Annotated in this window: 11 protein-coding genes; 5 read left to right on the top strand and 6 right to left on the bottom strand. The window is 65.3% G+C overall.

Translation table 11 applies throughout. The annotated features are described in order from the left end of the window. Window positions 1–205 precede the first annotated feature (205 nt). From WBP06_RS03025 to WBP06_RS03005, 5 genes are all read left to right on the top strand, one after another. Complete coding sequence (locus WBP06_RS03025; RefSeq protein WP_395331729.1) at window positions 206–1,000, top strand: SDR family oxidoreductase; 795 nt, start codon at window positions 206–208, stop codon at window positions 998–1,000. Window positions 1,001–1,309: 309 nt separating this feature from the next. Next, window positions 1,310–1,888, top strand: coding sequence for an HD family hydrolase (locus WBP06_RS03020; protein ID WP_395331727.1), 579 nt, complete (start codon window positions 1,310–1,312; stop codon window positions 1,886–1,888). Window positions 1,889–2,103: 215 nt separating this feature from the next. After that, complete coding sequence (locus tag WBP06_RS03015; protein WP_395331725.1) at window positions 2,104–3,858, top strand: chloride channel protein; 1,755 nt, start codon at window positions 2,104–2,106, stop codon at window positions 3,856–3,858. 232 nt (window positions 3,859–4,090) lie between these two features. Continuing rightward, entirely contained in the window at window positions 4,091–4,660 is a 570-nt protein-coding gene (locus WBP06_RS03010; protein ID WP_395331723.1) for a TetR/AcrR family transcriptional regulator, read from the top strand. 27 nt (window positions 4,661–4,687) lie between these two features. Further along, a complete protein-coding gene (locus tag WBP06_RS03005) occupies window positions 4,688–5,995 on the top strand; it encodes a glycoside hydrolase family 1 protein (protein ID WP_395331721.1) in 1,308 nt (435 codons plus the stop codon). Window positions 5,996–6,263: 268 nt separating this feature from the next. Here WBP06_RS03005 and WBP06_RS03000 read toward each other — a convergent pair whose 3' ends face one another. The 6 genes from WBP06_RS03000 to WBP06_RS02975 form a co-directional block, all read right to left on the bottom strand. Further along, window positions 6,264–7,013, bottom strand: coding sequence for an SDR family NAD(P)-dependent oxidoreductase (locus tag WBP06_RS03000; RefSeq protein ID WP_395331719.1), 750 nt, complete (start codon window positions 7,011–7,013; stop codon window positions 6,264–6,266). Between the two features lie 50 nt (window positions 7,014–7,063). Continuing rightward, entirely contained in the window at window positions 7,064–8,986 is a 1,923-nt protein-coding gene (locus WBP06_RS02995) for a CocE/NonD family hydrolase (protein ID WP_395331717.1), read from the bottom strand. A gap of 130 nt (window positions 8,987–9,116) precedes the next feature. Beyond that, window positions 9,117–9,449 (bottom strand): hypothetical protein, encoded by a 333-nt coding sequence (locus WBP06_RS02990; RefSeq protein WP_395331715.1) that lies wholly within the window; start codon window positions 9,447–9,449, stop codon window positions 9,117–9,119. Between the two features lie 216 nt (window positions 9,450–9,665). Further along, window positions 9,666–11,039 carry a class II 3-deoxy-7-phosphoheptulonate synthase gene (locus WBP06_RS02985; protein WP_395331713.1) on the bottom strand — a complete coding sequence of 458 codons (1,374 nt, stop codon included), beginning with the start codon at window positions 11,037–11,039 and terminating at the stop codon, window positions 9,666–9,668. A gap of 123 nt (window positions 11,040–11,162) precedes the next feature. Further along, a complete protein-coding gene (locus WBP06_RS02980) occupies window positions 11,163–11,294 on the bottom strand; it encodes a hypothetical protein (RefSeq protein WP_395331711.1) in 132 nt (43 codons plus the stop codon). Window positions 11,295–12,327: 1,033 nt separating this feature from the next. Then, window positions 12,328–15,390: a M16 family metallopeptidase gene (locus WBP06_RS02975; RefSeq protein ID WP_395331709.1), complete on the bottom strand. Its 3,063-nt coding sequence runs from the start codon at window positions 15,388–15,390 to the stop codon at window positions 12,328–12,330. Window positions 15,391–15,522: the final 132 nt, after the last annotated feature.

The following is a 15,522-nucleotide window of genomic DNA, read 5'->3' as shown; positions in this document are numbered from 1 at the left end:
CCCGCATTCTCGTTTGCCGGACGGTCTTCCACTGCCGCCCGCCCCGCGCCTGTCCGAAGGTGCAGCGCCATCGGCAATCGGCGCAAGCCTGATGAGGCCATCGCGTGGGAGCGATACTTGCCGCCCGCCCACAATCTTCCCGCGCGGCCGCCCGTCCACTTGCGCTAGCCCTTGCGCAAATACGAATCGTGCCGGGAGACCATTGATGAAGATCGACACCACGCTTGCCGCCGTCGTCACCGGGGGCGCATCGGGCCTGGGCCGGGCAAGCGCCAAGGCACTGGCCGATGCCGGCGTGAAGGTTGCCGTGTTCGACATCAGCGAGGAAGCGGGCGAGGCTTTCGCGGCCGAAATCGGCGGCGTGTTCTGCAAGGTGAACATCCTGGACGAGGACAGCGTGGAGGCCGGCTTCGCCAAGGCCCGCGCCGCCCACGGGCAGGAGCGCGTGGTGGTGCACTGCGCGGTAGTGGCCGGCGGCGGCAAGACCGTCTCTTTCGACAAGGCTACCGGCTCCTACAAGCGCGCGCCCACCGAACAGATCGCCAAGTCGGCCGAGGGTATCTTCACCGCATCCTACCGCGTCGCTTCCATCGCCGCGCTGGGCATGGCCAATTCCGATCCCATCAACGACGATGGCGAGCGCGGCTGCATCATCCTCACCTCCTCCGCCGCGTCGCAGGACGGGCAGATCGGCCAGGTTGCCTATGGCGGCGGCAAGGGCGCGGTGAACGCCATGGTGCTGCCGATGGCGCGCGACCTGATGGACCTGGGCATCCGCGTCAACGCCATCCTGCCCGGCACGTTCGCCACCCCGCCGATGCTGCGGGTGAAGGAAATGAACGAAGCTGTTTACGATGGCCTCGGCAAGGCGGTGCCCTTTCCCAAGCGCCTGGGCAATCCGGACGAGTTCGCCTCTCTGGTGATGGAGCTGACGCGCAACACCTACTTCAACGGCCAGTGCATCCGTCTGGACGGTGGCATCCGCATGCCGCCGAAGTGATGGAGTGACGGTTTCGAAGTGAGCGCACCGCGCACCCCGACCCAGCTAAAAAACGAACCGTCACATCCCGTTCTCCGCACTGCCCAAATACAAAACACTCCGTCGCCCCCGCGAAGGCGGGGGCCCCGCTTTCCTTTCGCCACACCAGAAGAACAAGCGGGATCCCCGCCTTCGCGGGGATGACGGGGAGTTTTCGGCGGGGGTTGTGTTAGCTGAGGTGAGGCGGGCATCGGAAACGACCTCACGGCTTGAGAATCGCCCGCCAAACCTCCAGAGCGGCCACCCGGTCGGCAAAGGAGGCAGTGGGCAATGCAGAACGTCATCGATTTCGTGATGGAGCTGGACCGGCTCAAGGCCGTCACCCGCAAGGTGAAGCCGATCGGGCTGGACCGTTATGAGAACTCGGCGGAGCATAGCTGGCAAATCGCGCTCTTCGCCGTCGCGCTGGCGCCTTACGCCTCAGGCTCGCCGGACATCGGCCGCGTCATGGCCATGCTGCTGGTCCACGACATTGGCGAGATCGAGACCGGCGACGTCATGGTGTTCTTCGAGGAAGGCCTGGCCGACCGCAAGGCCGCCGAACGCGCCGCCATCGACCGGATTTTCGGCATCCTGCCCGATGCCGAGGCGGATTACCTGCGCGGCCTGTGGATCGAGTTCGAGGAGGAGAAGTCCGTCGAGGCCCGCTTCGCCCATGCCATCGATCGCGCGATGCCCGCGCTGCTGAACTTGCGCAACGAAGGGCAGAGCTGGCGCGAGAACGGCATTAGCCATGATCGCGTGGTCAAGCGGTTGAAGCCGCAGATCAGCCTCGGCGCGCCGGCCTTGTGGGAATATATGGAGCGCGAACTGGCGGCGGCGGACGCGAAAGGCTGGTTCGGGGCCTGAGCCAGTCCTCCCCGGCACGGGGAGGGGGACCGCCCGAAGGGTGGTGGAGGGGAATCTCGCCAAGGCGCAACCGTCTGATGAGGCCGCGACTCCCCTCCGTCAGCGCTGCGCGCTGCCACCTCCCCGTGCCGGGGAGGACTGATCTCACCCAAATTCCTCCTTTTCTCCCAATACCCGCCTTGACTCTCGCCCACCGTGAGGCCCAATCGGCGGCGATGCGACGTCCCGCCGTCAATGCCCTCAAAGCCCTGATCGTCCGCCAGCGACGGCGCATGCGCGAAAGCGAACTGGCGTTCATCCTGCTCGCCGTCGGCGCCGGCATCGCTGCCGGGTGGCTGACCAACCTGCAGGGCTTCCTGGCGCATGCCATCCAGCAGGTGCTTTACGGCGTCACCGGCAACCGGCTGAGCGCCATCGGCGAAATCCGCCACCCGATCCGCCTGCTGGCCCTGCCATTGGGCGGACTGGTGCTGATCGGCATCGCCTATCTGCTGCGCCGCCGCCGCCGCGCACCGATCGACGTGGTGGAGGCGAACGCCCTGCACAGCGGGCGGATTCCGTTCATCGACAACCTGATCATCTCCGCCCAGACCATCGTTTCCAACGGCGCGGGCGCCTCCGTCGGGCTGGAAGCCGCCTATGCGCAGATGGGCGGCGGCGTTGCCTCGGTGCTGGGCCAGTGGTTCAAGCTGCGCCGCGCGGATATGCGCACTTTGGTCGGCGCCGGTGCCGGCGCAGCCGTAGGCGCAGCGTTCGGCGCGCCGCTGGCCGGTGCGTTCTATGCCTTCGAGATCGTGATCGGCACGTATACGCCGGCGGCGATCGCCCCCGTCATCGCCGCTGCCCTCGGCGCGGCGTTCATTACCCGCCAACTGGGCGTGGAGCCCTATCTGATCGCGGCATCCAGCACCCGCGCGCTGACCACGCCCGACTATTTCATCTACGCCATCCTTGGCCTTGCCTGCGCACTGGTGGGCATTCTGGTGATGCGGCTGGTGACGTTCATCGAGATCCACGTCCAGAAGCTGACCCGCATCGCCCGCTGGCGGCCGCTGATCGGCGGGCTGCTGCTGATGCCGCTGGCGTGGCTTTCCCCCCAGTCACTCTCGGCCGGGCATGGGGCGATGCACCTCAACCTGGCGATGCAGCCGGCGATCCAGTTCCTGCTGATGGTGCTGGCGCTGAAGATCATGGCCTCCGTCATCTCGCTCAGCTTCGGGTTTCGCGGCGGCCTGTTCTTCGCCTCGCTGTTCCTGGGATCGCTGGTCGGGCTGATCTTTGCGGACGCGGTGCAGATGCTGCCGTTCGGCATCGAGCTGGACCCCACGCAGTCCGCCCTCGTCGGCATGGCTGGCGTGGCCGTGTCCATCGTCGGCGGGCCGATGACGCTGGCGCTGCTGATCCTGGAGACCACGCACGACTTCGCGCTGATGGGCGTGGTGCTGACCGCCTCGCTCGTGTCCAGCGCCTTCACACGGGAGACGTTCGGCTACTCCTTCTCCACCTGGCGCCTGCACATCCGCGGCTCGATCATCCGGTCCCCGCGCGACATCGGCTGGATGCTCAGCCTTACCGCCGGGCGGATCATGCGCACCGACTGGGTTTCCGCGCCGGCCGACCTGCCGCTATCCGAATTCCGCGCGCGGGTGCCGTTGGGCTCCACCAGCAAGGCGATCCTGCTGGATGCGGAAGACCGCTATGCCGGCATCGTCACCACTGCATCAGCGTGGAACCCGAACCTCGATCCCGAAACCGAAGTGGGCACATTGGCGACGCTGGTGGACACCACCCTCGCCCCGGCGACCGACATCCGCGCGATGATCAAGGCCTTCGACATTGCCGTGGCGGACGAACTGGCGGTGGTCGACGGCGTGGGCAAGGTAGTCGGTGTCGTGACCGAGCGCCATGCAAGGCGGCGGTATTTCGAGGAAATCGAAGCGTCCCAACGGGAACTGTTCGGCGAGAGTTGAGCCTGTCCTCCCCGGCACGGGGAGGGGGACCGCCGAAGGTGGTGGAGGGGAATCGCGGTTTACTAAGACGCCCCCTAACGCCGCGCCTCCCCTCCGTCAGTGCTTTGCACTGCCACCTCCCCGTACCGGGGAGGACAGTTCCATTCGCCCCGGCGATGCCTGCTCACCCCCGCTTCCCGCGCCCGGCTAATCCGCTTACCTAGCACTCACTAGGTAACGAAAGAGGCCCGCCATGCGCACCCGCATGAACCGCGAAGACCGCCGCGCCGCGATCCTCGATACGGCCATCGCCGTGATCGGCGAGCGTGGGTTCCACGGCTTCTCCATCCGCGATCTGGCAATGCGCTGCGCGATGACCGACGCCGGGCTGCTCCATCACTTCGGCTCCAAGACCGACCTGCTGCTGGCCGTGCTGGACCATCGCGACGCGCAGGATGAGCACGCCATCGCCGCCCTGTTCCCCCGCGACGCCCCTGCCCGCGACCGCGGCGAAGTGCTGCGCGTGTTCGCCGCCGTGGTCGCGCGCAACGCGGAGCGGCCGGAACTGGTGCGGCTCTACGCGATGCTGCGGGTGGAGGCCCTGGCGCCCGACCATCCCGCCCACGCCTACTTCGTCACGCGTGACCGGCTCGCTCGCCGGCGCTTCGCGGAAATTCTCGGCCCCCTGAGCGACAGCCCGGACCGGCTTGCCCGGCAGGTGATCGCGGCCATGGACGGGCTGGAACTGCAATGGCTGCAGGAGGATCGCGACTTCGACCTCATGGCAAGCTGGAACGAAACCGCAGACCGGCTGATCGCATAAGCCGGCGCGAAACAGGGAGAGAGAGAGATGGACCGTAGAACGATGTTGGCATCCGGGCTGGCGGCTGGCGCGCTCGCCACACAGGCGGGCAAGGTGATGGCGGCGACGCCGAAGGGCTTTCCCAAGGGCTTCCGCTGGGGCACCGCCAGCGCCGCGCATCAGGTGGAGGGCAACAATACGCTGAGCGACCTCTGGCTGGTCGAACAGGTGAAGCCCACGATGTTCATGGAGCCTTCGGGCGACGCCAACAATTCCTTCGAACTCTGGCCGCGCGACCTCGATCTGGTGAAGCAGATGGGGCTGGATACCTATCGCTTCTCGATCGAATGGGCCCGGATCGAGCCGCGCCCGGGCGTGTTCTCCATCGCCATGCTCGATCACTATGCGCGGATGATCGAAGGCTGCCACGAACGCGGGCTGACGCCGATGGTGACGTTCAACCACTTCACCCTGCCCCGCTGGTTCGCGGCGCAGGGCGGCTGGACGCAGAAGGACGCGGCGGACCTGTTCGCGCGCTATTGCGACAAGGCGGCGCGGCGGCTGGCGGCGGGCATGGGCTATGCCACCACGCTGAACGAGCCGAACATGATCCATCTGGTGGACAAGGGCCTGCCGCCGCAGATGGCCGGCATGGTCAAGGCGATGAACCAGGCGGCCGGGGCCGCGTGCGGGGCCAGCAACTTCAAGAACGGCATGCTGCCCGAGCATGACGACATTCCGCTGCTGGAAGCGAACATGCTGGCCGCGCACAAGGCCGGCCGCGCCGCGATAAAGGCCGCGCGGGGCGATCTGCCGGTGGGCGTCAGCCTGACCATGAGCGACGATCAGGCCGTGGGCGCGAATTCCCAGCGCGATGCGATCCGCAAGCAGTTCTATGGCGCCTGGCTGGAATTGGCCAAGCAGGACGACTTCATCGGCGTGCAGAACTATGCCCGCGCCATCTGGAATGCCGAAGGGCAGGTCCAGCCGCCGGCGGATACCCCGCGCAACCAGATGGGCACGGAAATCTACCCCGCCTCGCTCGCCGGTGCGGTGCGCTATGCCCATGAAGCGACCGGACGGCCGGTGATGGTCACCGAACATGGCATCGGCATCGAGGACGATGCGGTGCGCGCAAAGTTCATTCCCGAAGCGCTGGCCGGGCTTCAGCAGGCGATTGCCGATGGCGTGCCGGTGCTGGGCTATGTCCACTGGACCCTGGCGGACAACTTCGAATGGGTGTTCGGGTTCAAGCACAAGTACGGCTTGTGCTCTGTCGACCGCGCGACATTCGCCCGCACGCCCAAGCCAAGCGCGGCGGTGCTGGGGGCGATTGCCAAGCGGAATGCGGTGTAGGGCGGGATGGCCGCTCCGGTGGAGGCGCGGCCAATACGTCTCGTGCACTACACTCACACCCCGTCGCCCCCGCGAAGGCGGGGGCCCCGCTTTTTGGAGTTCACGCAGAGACGCAGATGAGCAGCGCATCGCTGCGCAACCTCTTTTCGTCTCCGCGTCTCTGCGTGCATCAAAAAAGAGAAGCGGGATCCCCGCCTTTGCGGGGATGACGGGAAAGGTTGGTTGGTGGCCTAAGGGAAGGAATTGAGCCTGCTGGTGGGGCGGGCACCTAAGTCACCGTAAACCCGCCATCGACGGCCAGCACCTGATTGGTCACCTTCCGCGCCATCGGCGTTGCGAAGTAGAGCACGGCGGAAGCGATGTCCTCCGCCGTGCATTGGCCCAGCGGCGGCACGCGATTACCGGGGCCTACCGGCGGCGGTCCCTCCGCATGGATCGCGCCGGGGGTGCCGACGCCGCCCGGCAGCACGGTGTTGACGGTGATCCCATGCGCCGCCAGCTCGAACGCCGCACTGGTGGTCAGCGCCGCCAGCGCGCCCTTGCTGGCCATGTAGGCGGCCAATCCCTGCACGAACTGGCCGACCAGCCCGGAAGAGGAGCAGTTGACCACGCGGCCACCCTCTCCGCCCTCGATCATCATGCGTGCCACTTCGCGGATCATCAGGAACGGCGCGCGGGCGTTGATCGCCTCGATCCGCTGCCAATGCGCGGACGTGCCCTCCAGCAGCATTTCGCGGTGCTGGAGCCCGGCGTTGTTCACCAGCAGCCAGGGCGTTCCGTGCCGCCTGCCCACCTCCGCGCAGGCGGCGACGATGGACGCCTCATCGGCAAGGTCCACCGGCACCGCGTCCACGGCCACGCCGGCGTCGACTTGCGCGCGGGCCCCGGCCTCATCCCGATCGAGGATCACCACGCGCGCGCCGGCGGACGACAGCACCGCGCAGATGCCCGCGCCGATCCCGCTGGCGCCGCCGGTCACGAGCGCAAGGCGCCCCGAAAGGTCGAAAGGTCCGCTCATGATCGTCTCCCGGTGTCTTTTCTGTCCACCGGGAGACGATCCGATAAGCGTCAGTTCCCGGCGATCGGCAGCCAGACCGCGCTGGCCGCGTCGCCGCCATACTGCACGGTCTCCGTGGCCTTCACATAGTCCTTCGGCATCGCCTCCATGATGGAAGGCACCCAGGACTGCGGGTTGCGGTCATAGAGCGGGAACAGGCTGGACTGCACCTGCACCATGATCTTGTGGCCCGGCAGGAACACGTGATCGACGTTCGGCAGCGACCACTGGAAGGTATAGCCCTTGCCCGGTTCCAGCGGCTGCGGCTTGTCGAACCCGTTGACATAGCGGCCACGGAAGATCTCGATGCCGATACCCAGCTGATAGCCGGCCAGTTCCGGATTGGCCGAGTTTTCCTGCGGATAGACGTCGATCAGCTTCACCACATAGTCGCTGTCCTGCCCGGTGGTGCTGGCGTGCAGTTCCACCTTGGGCGCGCCCATGATGTGGACCGGCTTGTCCAGCACGCCGGTGGTGTAGCTGAGCACGTCCGGACGGCCATCAACGAAGCGCTGGTCATGCACCAGCCAGGTGCGCCACTCGTCGCCCTGCATGTGGACAGGGCGCGGCAGCATCGGCACCGGCTTGGCCGGATCGGAGACATAGCTGTCGCTGCCCGAGGTCGGCTTCGCCCACGACAGGCCGTAGTTCCCCGAGAGATAGAGCGGGGTATAGTTCCCCGCCGGCCACTTCTGCGAAACTTCCCAGCGGTCCACGCCGCTGGCGTACGTCAGCACCGGCGGCGTATCGCATTTCGGCGCGTCGGTCTTCAGGTGGCAGTCGAAGAACGGCTTCATGTAGCGCTGGCGGAACTGCTTGCCGGTATCGCCTTCCCACTTCAGCGGGCCAAGTTCACGCGCTTCATAGTTCACTTGCGAATGGCGCCAGGGGCCGATCGCCAGCGAAACCATGTCGTTGTTGGTATCCTGCGGCTCCAGCGCCTTGTAGACCGCCGGCGCACCATAGCTGTCTTCCTGGTCCCACTGGCCCACGACCAGCATGGTCGGCACGGTCAGCTTGCGCGCGGCCAGCAGCTTGTCCACCGCCTGACCCTGCCACCATGCGTCATAGCTGGGATGTTCCAGCACCTTGCGCACCACCGGCAGTTGCGTGAGGCCATAGGCCTTGGCGTATTCCATCGCCGAACCGGCCTCCAGATAGGCCTGGTATTCGTCGCCCGTGCCCTTCGGCACCGCGCCGCCGCCCTTCTTCACCGTCTGGCCCAGATCGTAATCGAAGCCGAACATGCGGAAGGCGCCGTTGTGGAACCAGTCATCGCCCATCCAGCCATCGACCATCGGGCTCTGCGGCACCGAAGCCTTGAGCGCGGGATGCGGATCGATCAGCGCCATCAGCGAGGTGAAGCCGAGGTAGGACGATCCGGTGATGCCCACCTTGCCGTTGCTTTCCTTCACGTTCTTCACCAGCCAGTCGATGGTGTCATACGTGTCGGTGGCGTGGTCCACCTTGGTGGGGTTCAGCGGCCCGCGCAGCGGCCGGTTCATCACGTAATCGCCTTCGGACCCGTCCAGCCCGCGCACGTCCTGATAGACGCGAATATAGCCATCGTTCACGAAATCCGCGTCCGCGACCGGCAAGATCTCCTCGATCTTCTGGCTGCGGTTGCGGCTGGTCATCTTGTCCGCATTGTAAGGCGTGCGGCTGAGCAGGATCGGCCCGTCATGCGTGCCCTTGCGCATCACGATCACGGTGTAGAGCTTCTTGCCGTCGCGCATCGGGATCATCACCACGCGGCGGATGTAATCCGCCTGCGGGCGCACCCAATCGTACGCGGCGACCTGCTCGTTCGCCATGGTGTCCGTGTGCGCCACCACCCTGTCTTGACCCGCATCCTGCGCGGAAAGCTGCGTGGCAGCGGCGAGAGCGAGCGGCGCGCAGGCCAGACTCGCGGCGATCCCGATGTTTCTTATCATGGCCGCGATTGGTGGCCCGTGCATTTCACACGGTCAAGCGTGAAGCGGCGTTGGACCCGACGACCGCTTGATTTCTATGTTTTCCGGCCCCCTCCACCGTCATCTCACCGGGAGGAACCGCAGCTCGCAGTCAGTTGGGCCCCACGCCGCGCGTGATTTGCGAGCGTTCGATGTTCATCCGGTCCTCACGCCTTTGCGCATCCCACTGGCTTTTCGTGAGGCACACCTTCTTGACCTTCAGCCGGGAACCGATTTCCTGGATCTTCTCGCAGACCACGGGATCGGCCTGATCGATCGCGGAGGGAGAAGCGGCGGGCTGAGGCGCCGCTGCCGGCTTGTCCCCTTGCACGACGATCGGAGAGGTGGGGGCGGGCTGGGTCTGCTGCGCATGAACGGAGCCGGGCGCCAGAGTGGCGCCGATCAGGGCAACAGATTCAAGAACTCGTCGCGTAAACACCGCCATCGCCCAGCCTCCCCATGAATGCCCCGGCGCTTCGCCCGGTCACCCTGCGGAAAAATCTACGGCAACATCGTCGGGTCGGCAAGTTCGGGGGACGCTGGGCGAGTGGGACCGGAGGAGTGGGCCCGGAGGAGTGGGCCCGGATAGGCAAACGGGCAGGAGAGCGCTTGCTCCCCTGCCCGCTTATCCTTGGCTTCAGGCTTTCCGGGAAACGGCGGATCAGGCCGCCTGCTTCTGCCGTTCGGTCGCTTCCAGATTGAGCAGATCGGCCAGCTCGAAAGCGAGTTCGATCGACTGCGCACCGTTGAGGCGCGGATCGCAATGGGTGTGGTAGCGATCCTTCAGCGCCTCGTCCGTGATGGCGATCGCGCCGCCGGTGCACTCGGTCACGTCCTGCCCGGTCATCTCGATATGGATGCCGCCGGCATGGGTGCCCTCGGCCCGATGAACGGCGAAGAAGCCGCGCACTTCGGACAGGATGCGGTCGAACGGGCGGGTCTTGAAGCCGCTTTCCGCCTTGATGACATTGCCGTGCATCGGATCGCACGACCACACCACCGGATGACCTTCGGCCTTCACCGCGCGCACCAGCTTGGGCAGGCCGGCTTCCACCTTGTCATAGCCATAGCGGCTGATCAGCGTCATGCGGCCGGGCTCACGCGCCGGGTTCAGCGTGTCCAACATGCGCAGCAGTGCATCGGGCTCAAGGCTGGGTCCGCACTTCATGCCGATCGGGTTGCCAACGCCGCGCAGGTATTCGACGTGGGCCGAACCCTCGAAACGGGTGCGATCGCCGATCCACAGCATGTGGGCCGAACAGTCGTACCAGTCGCCCGTCAGCGAATCGCGACGCGTCAGCGCTTCCTCGTAAGGCAGCAGCAACGCTTCGTGGCTGGTGTAGAAGTCGGTGCCCTGAAGCTGCGGAACCGAGGTGGGGTCCACGCCGCAGGCGGCCATGAAGTCCAGCGCCTCACCGATGCGGTCGGCCATCTGTTCGAACTTCTGGCCCCAGGGGCTGCGGTTGATGTGTTCCATCGTCCACTGGTGCACCTGGCGCAGGTTTGCATAGCCGCCATGCGCGAAAGCGCGCAGCAGGTTCAGCGTGGCCGAGGATTGGGTGTAGGCGCGCAGCATCCGCTCCGGATCGTTGCGACGCGCTTCGGCGGTGCCCTCGATGCCGTTGATGATGTCGCCGAAGTAGCTGGGCATCTCGACGCCATCCACCATCTCGGTCGGCGCCGAGCGCGGCTTGGCGAACTGGCCCGCCATGCGGCCCAGCTTCACCACCGGCTGCTTGCTGGCGAAAGTCAGCACCACCGCCATCTGCAGCAGCACGCGGAAGGAATCGCGAATATTGTCGGCGCTGAATTCGGCGAAGCTTTCCGCGCAGTCCCCGCCTTGAAGCAGGAAACCGCGACCGGCGGCGACTTCGGCCAGATCCGCCTTCAGAGCACGTGCCTCGCCCGCAAAGACCAGCGGCGGAAACTTTGCAAGCGTGGCCTCGACCTCGCCCAGCTTCTCCGCATCGCCATAAACCGGAAGATGGCGGGCTTCCTTGGCCTTCCAGCTTTCCGGGGTCCAATTGCTAGCCACGTTACGTACTCCTGGCGGTTCCTTCGCCTTCTCTCCCCGCGCCAAATGCATGGGGCCAAACCGGCAAGAACCGCAAACAAGGCGCGCGCCATAGCCGCTCCAAGCAATTTTTGCAAAGCCGGTTTAGCCGATCAGCGTGATCGATTGCGCCGCAACACCGGGGCGATGGGCAAGATTGTTGCGATGCTGTGAGCGGGGAAGAGTTTTTCGATCGATGTCATCGATCCGGTCAAGGCTTCCTTGAAGGATCAGCACCTCGCCATTCCTTACGCGGGTACATCGATGCTCTTTACGCTGAATGATCGGCGGGTTTCGGCAAAACGGTCTAGCGATCCGTTTGACAGGAATGTTGGGGGAATCAGTCGTTCGAGTGGTTTCCTGACTTCGCCCGCCAGGGCCAAAGCAGAAAACCGATCAGTACCCCTGCGCTAACAACGACCAGCCGCTCCCAGGTCGCAAACCAAGGAAAGAAGGTTCGAAAAACGAGCCATATGAGCGCGTTGGTTATAAGCGCACTAACCAAACAGGGTAAAAACCGCTGGAAGAGCATCAATGTTGATCCTTAACCATCCATAGCCGGACAGGATGCGAAGCCTATTTCTGCGACAAGCAGTGTACGACTGCAATGTTGGCGGCTCCGGACCGGCAGAAAATCGTTGTAAGAACTGCGGAGCTGCCTTTCCGCTGGACCGCCGACCGCTTCCCAGGGCTTACACGCATGCGTTGGTGCGGTGGAGTTGAGGGCTACCCAATTCCACGATCCGCGCCGGGTGAAATTATTAGGCGTGCGTCCATTTCGTGACGTCTGCACTTGGCCGCGAAGTCGGCGGCATCTGCGGCATTAGAGTAAAAAAGGTCTAACTCCACCTCAGAGAGCTTATAATATTCGTCATAGTCGACCATTCGATTGGCGACAAGGATGCTTAGGTAATGCTCCCCTGTTACCAAGTCAGTACCGAGCGCATAGCGATTATCGCGAGAAATTTTCGAGTCGACAAACCTCATGTGCAGCACATACGATCACTCTTTGGTGACCGCTATGCTGGCACCTCCAAAACGGCTGCTTTTTCAGCGAGAATCGCGATAGCTGCCGTGAGAGAAAACTGCGTATTTCTTCGCCGCGCCGCTAGAACAAGCGGGATCCCCGCCTTCGCGGGGATGACGGTGAGTTTATAGCCGGTGGTTTTGTAGTAGACGCATTCAGCGTTGCGGACGCCGGCGAACACCCACACGTCATCCGAAACGGAACACTAATACGAAAACGGGAGGCCGAAGCCTCCCGTTTCATTCAGCGCTTGGCCACCGTGCCGGAGCTTTTGCCCTCCGGCATCACCTCCAGCCGCCAGGACTTGTCCTTGCCCAGATAGCGCGCGGCAAGTTGCTGCATCTGCTGCGGGGTGACCTGGGTGTAGTCGTTCAGGATCGTGCGCACCGTGCCGATGCGCGTGGGATCGTAGGTGGCGCCTTCCAGCTGGCTCATGAAAAAGGCCGTGCTCGATGCCGCGCGGGTTACCTGCTGCCGCATCGGCTCCGTCACCAGCGCCAGTTCCTCGGCGCTGGGCGGGTTGGCGATCAGGTTCTCGGCAATCTCGTCGGCGGTCTGGAAGAACACCGTGGCCGACTTGGGATCGATCTGCGCCATCGCGGTGATCGAGCCGCCGGTATTCATGTCCACCGGCCACTGCGAATAGACGTAGGGCGAATAGGCCACGCCCAGCTTCTCACGCACGGCATCGAGCAGGCGGTTGGTGAAGAGCTGGGTCAGCACTTCCAGCTTGCGCGATTCGCTGATGCCCATGGCGCCGCCGCCGGTGGGCCACGAGATCACCGCCGCCGCCTGATCGGGATCGCCATGGTGGTGCAGCACGATCGGCACGTCCGAAGGCGCGGGCACCTTCACCTCGGCAGCGGGCACGATCGGCGCCGGGCTGCGCGGCTTCAGCGCGCCGAAGGTCTTCTCCAGCGCGGTGATGGCGGCCACCTTGTCGAAATCGCCATAGATCTGCACTTCCACCGGCCCGCTGGCCAGTGCCTTGCTCCACGCCGCCTTGAAGCCCTTGGCCGTGGTGCCGGCCAGCTGCGCGGGCGTGGGCGTGGCGAAGCGCGGATCCTGCCCGCGCTGATAGAACGTCAGGTCGCGGTTGAGCACGCCCTGCGGCGAAGTGGCGAAAGTATCGTACTGGATCTTCGCCGCCGCCTTGGCGCGGGTGAACGGGCTGGGATCCCAGCGCGGCAGGTCCAGCTTGGCGGCAAAGAGGTAGAGCTGGTCCGCCAGATCCTGCGGACGCGTTTCGGCCGTGAAGACGAACGAGGCGTCCTGCGTATTGAAGTCGAAGCCCATCTTGCGGCCGGTGGAAATCCGGTCGAGGTCTTCCTGGCCCAGCGTGGCCAGGCCGGAGCCGACCAGCGCATAGTCCGCCAGCCCAAGGTACGGCGCGTCCTTGGGCGAGAACGAGCGGGTGCCGCCGCCGAAGCGCACCTTCACAGTAACGCGGCCCGGCTCTTCCTGAACCGGCCAGAGCAGGACCTTCACGTTGTTTGCAAAGTCCAGCTGCTCGATATCCAGCAGGCCGGTCGGCTTGTCGGAAATCGCCTTCTGCGGCTTGCCGATGGCGGGCAGCGTGTCGAACGAGACCGGCGGCGCGTTGCTGGCGGTGCGCGTGGCGGCATCGGGCTTCACCGGCTCCATCAGCGCGGTGCGCAGCGAATCGTCGGTGACGACGCCCGGCTTCTGCGTCGTGAACAGCGCGCGGGTGACGGTGCCGGAGAACAGCTGCTGGGTGTGTTCCAGCACCTTGGCCGGGGTGAACAACGGCTTCGATTCGCGGAAGATGTTCAGCACGTCTTCCGGCCCGGCCACCGTCTCGCGAATGTCCAGCGCGTTGACCATGTCGTCGGCCAGCTTCGATCCCGGCAGGATGCGGCGCTGTTCGACGGGGACCTGGAAGCTGACGTCCAGCTCGGCCACTTCGCGGTCGATCTCTTCCTGCGTGGGCGGATGGGTCAAGGCATCGGCGATCACCGCGCGCACATCGCGCAGCGCCGCCTTCCAATCGTCTCCCAGCGGGGTGATCGAAACGAAGGTGGCATCTGCCGAACGCGAGACGTCCTGCTGGTCGACCGAGGCGGAGAGATAGCTGCCGCCTGCCCGCGCGCGCGTTTCCAGGCGGCGGTTGATCACGGCCTGCGCGATGGCGTCCACCATCAGGCCCTGGTTATAGGCGATGTTGTCCGTCACCTGCCGCCACGGGCGCAAGGTGGCGTAGAGCAGCGAGGGCGGCAGGTCCGGCTCCACCAGCACGCGCGTCTCGCCCACCGGGTTCTTCGGATCGGCATCGGCGGGCGCGGCCGGATCGCCGAAGCTGGGCGCGGTGGCCAGCTTGCCGGTGGCCTTCCAGTCGGCAAACCACTTCTTCACATAGCTTTCCAGCGTCGCCGGATCGGCGTCGCCCGCCACGATCACGGCCACGTTGTCCGGACGGTACCAGCGCGAATAGAAGGCGCGCACGCTTTGCGGCGTGGCGGCGGTCAGCGTTTCCACCGTGCCGATCGGCTCCCGCTGGGCTAGCGGCTGGCCGGCGTAGAGCACCTGCTGCATCGCCTGCTGCACGCGCTTCGACGCGCCGCCGCGCTCGCGCATTTCGGCCATGACGATCGGCAGGTCCTGCTTCAGGTTCGATGCCGAAAGCGCCGGCGCAGTGACCATGCCGCTCATCAGCTTGAACGTCTCGTCCAGCGAGGTGGGCGTGGCGTTGGGCAAGTCCAGCTTGAACACGGTCTGCGTGGTGGACGTCACCGCATTGGTGTCGCTGCCGAAGGTCGCGCCCAGGCGCTGGAAGGCGGCGATGGCGGTGCCTTCGGGAATGTACTTCGATTCGCGGAACAGCATGTGTTCCAGCAAGTGGGCATAGCCGCGCTCCGAATCGGTTTCGTAAAGCGACCCGGCATCGACGCGGATGCGGATCGAAACCTGGCCCGGCGGCACACCGTTGCGGCGCACGGCGTACTTCAGGCCGTTGGGCAGTTCGCCGAAGTGCCATTCCTTGTCATGCGGGATGTCGCTGCCGCGATAGAGCCAGGGATCGGCGTCGCCCACCAGCGGGGCATCGTCCCCATCCTGCTTCACCACCACCGGCAGCGGCCGCTGCCGGGCAGAGGCAGGCACGGAAGCCGGGGCGCCGGGTTGCTGCTTCCTGGTGCCTTCCATCGGCTTCTGCGCGGTCGTGGCGGCAGCACCCTTGCCGGTATTCGCCGTCGTTCCGGCAAGTGCCGGTGCAAGGAAGGGCTGCGGGAGCGGTGCCAGAAGCAGCAGGGCGGCGAGCGAGCGAGCGGCGCGCGAAGTAGTCGTCATCACTTTTGGTATAAGACCGCGATTGCTTAAGGGCCAGTGAATAGAAATAACACCGGAAACGCACCATCGGTTGCAATGCACGCGCGTAATTTGCCGCATTCCGGCAATCGCCGCACTTGACCCGATGGCCAC

Source organism: Novosphingobium mississippiense (genome assembly GCF_044029535.1).
In the GTDB taxonomy this organism is placed as follows: domain Bacteria; phylum Pseudomonadota; class Alphaproteobacteria; order Sphingomonadales; family Sphingomonadaceae; genus Novosphingobium.
This window is presented reverse-complemented; position numbering and strand designations above follow the sequence as displayed.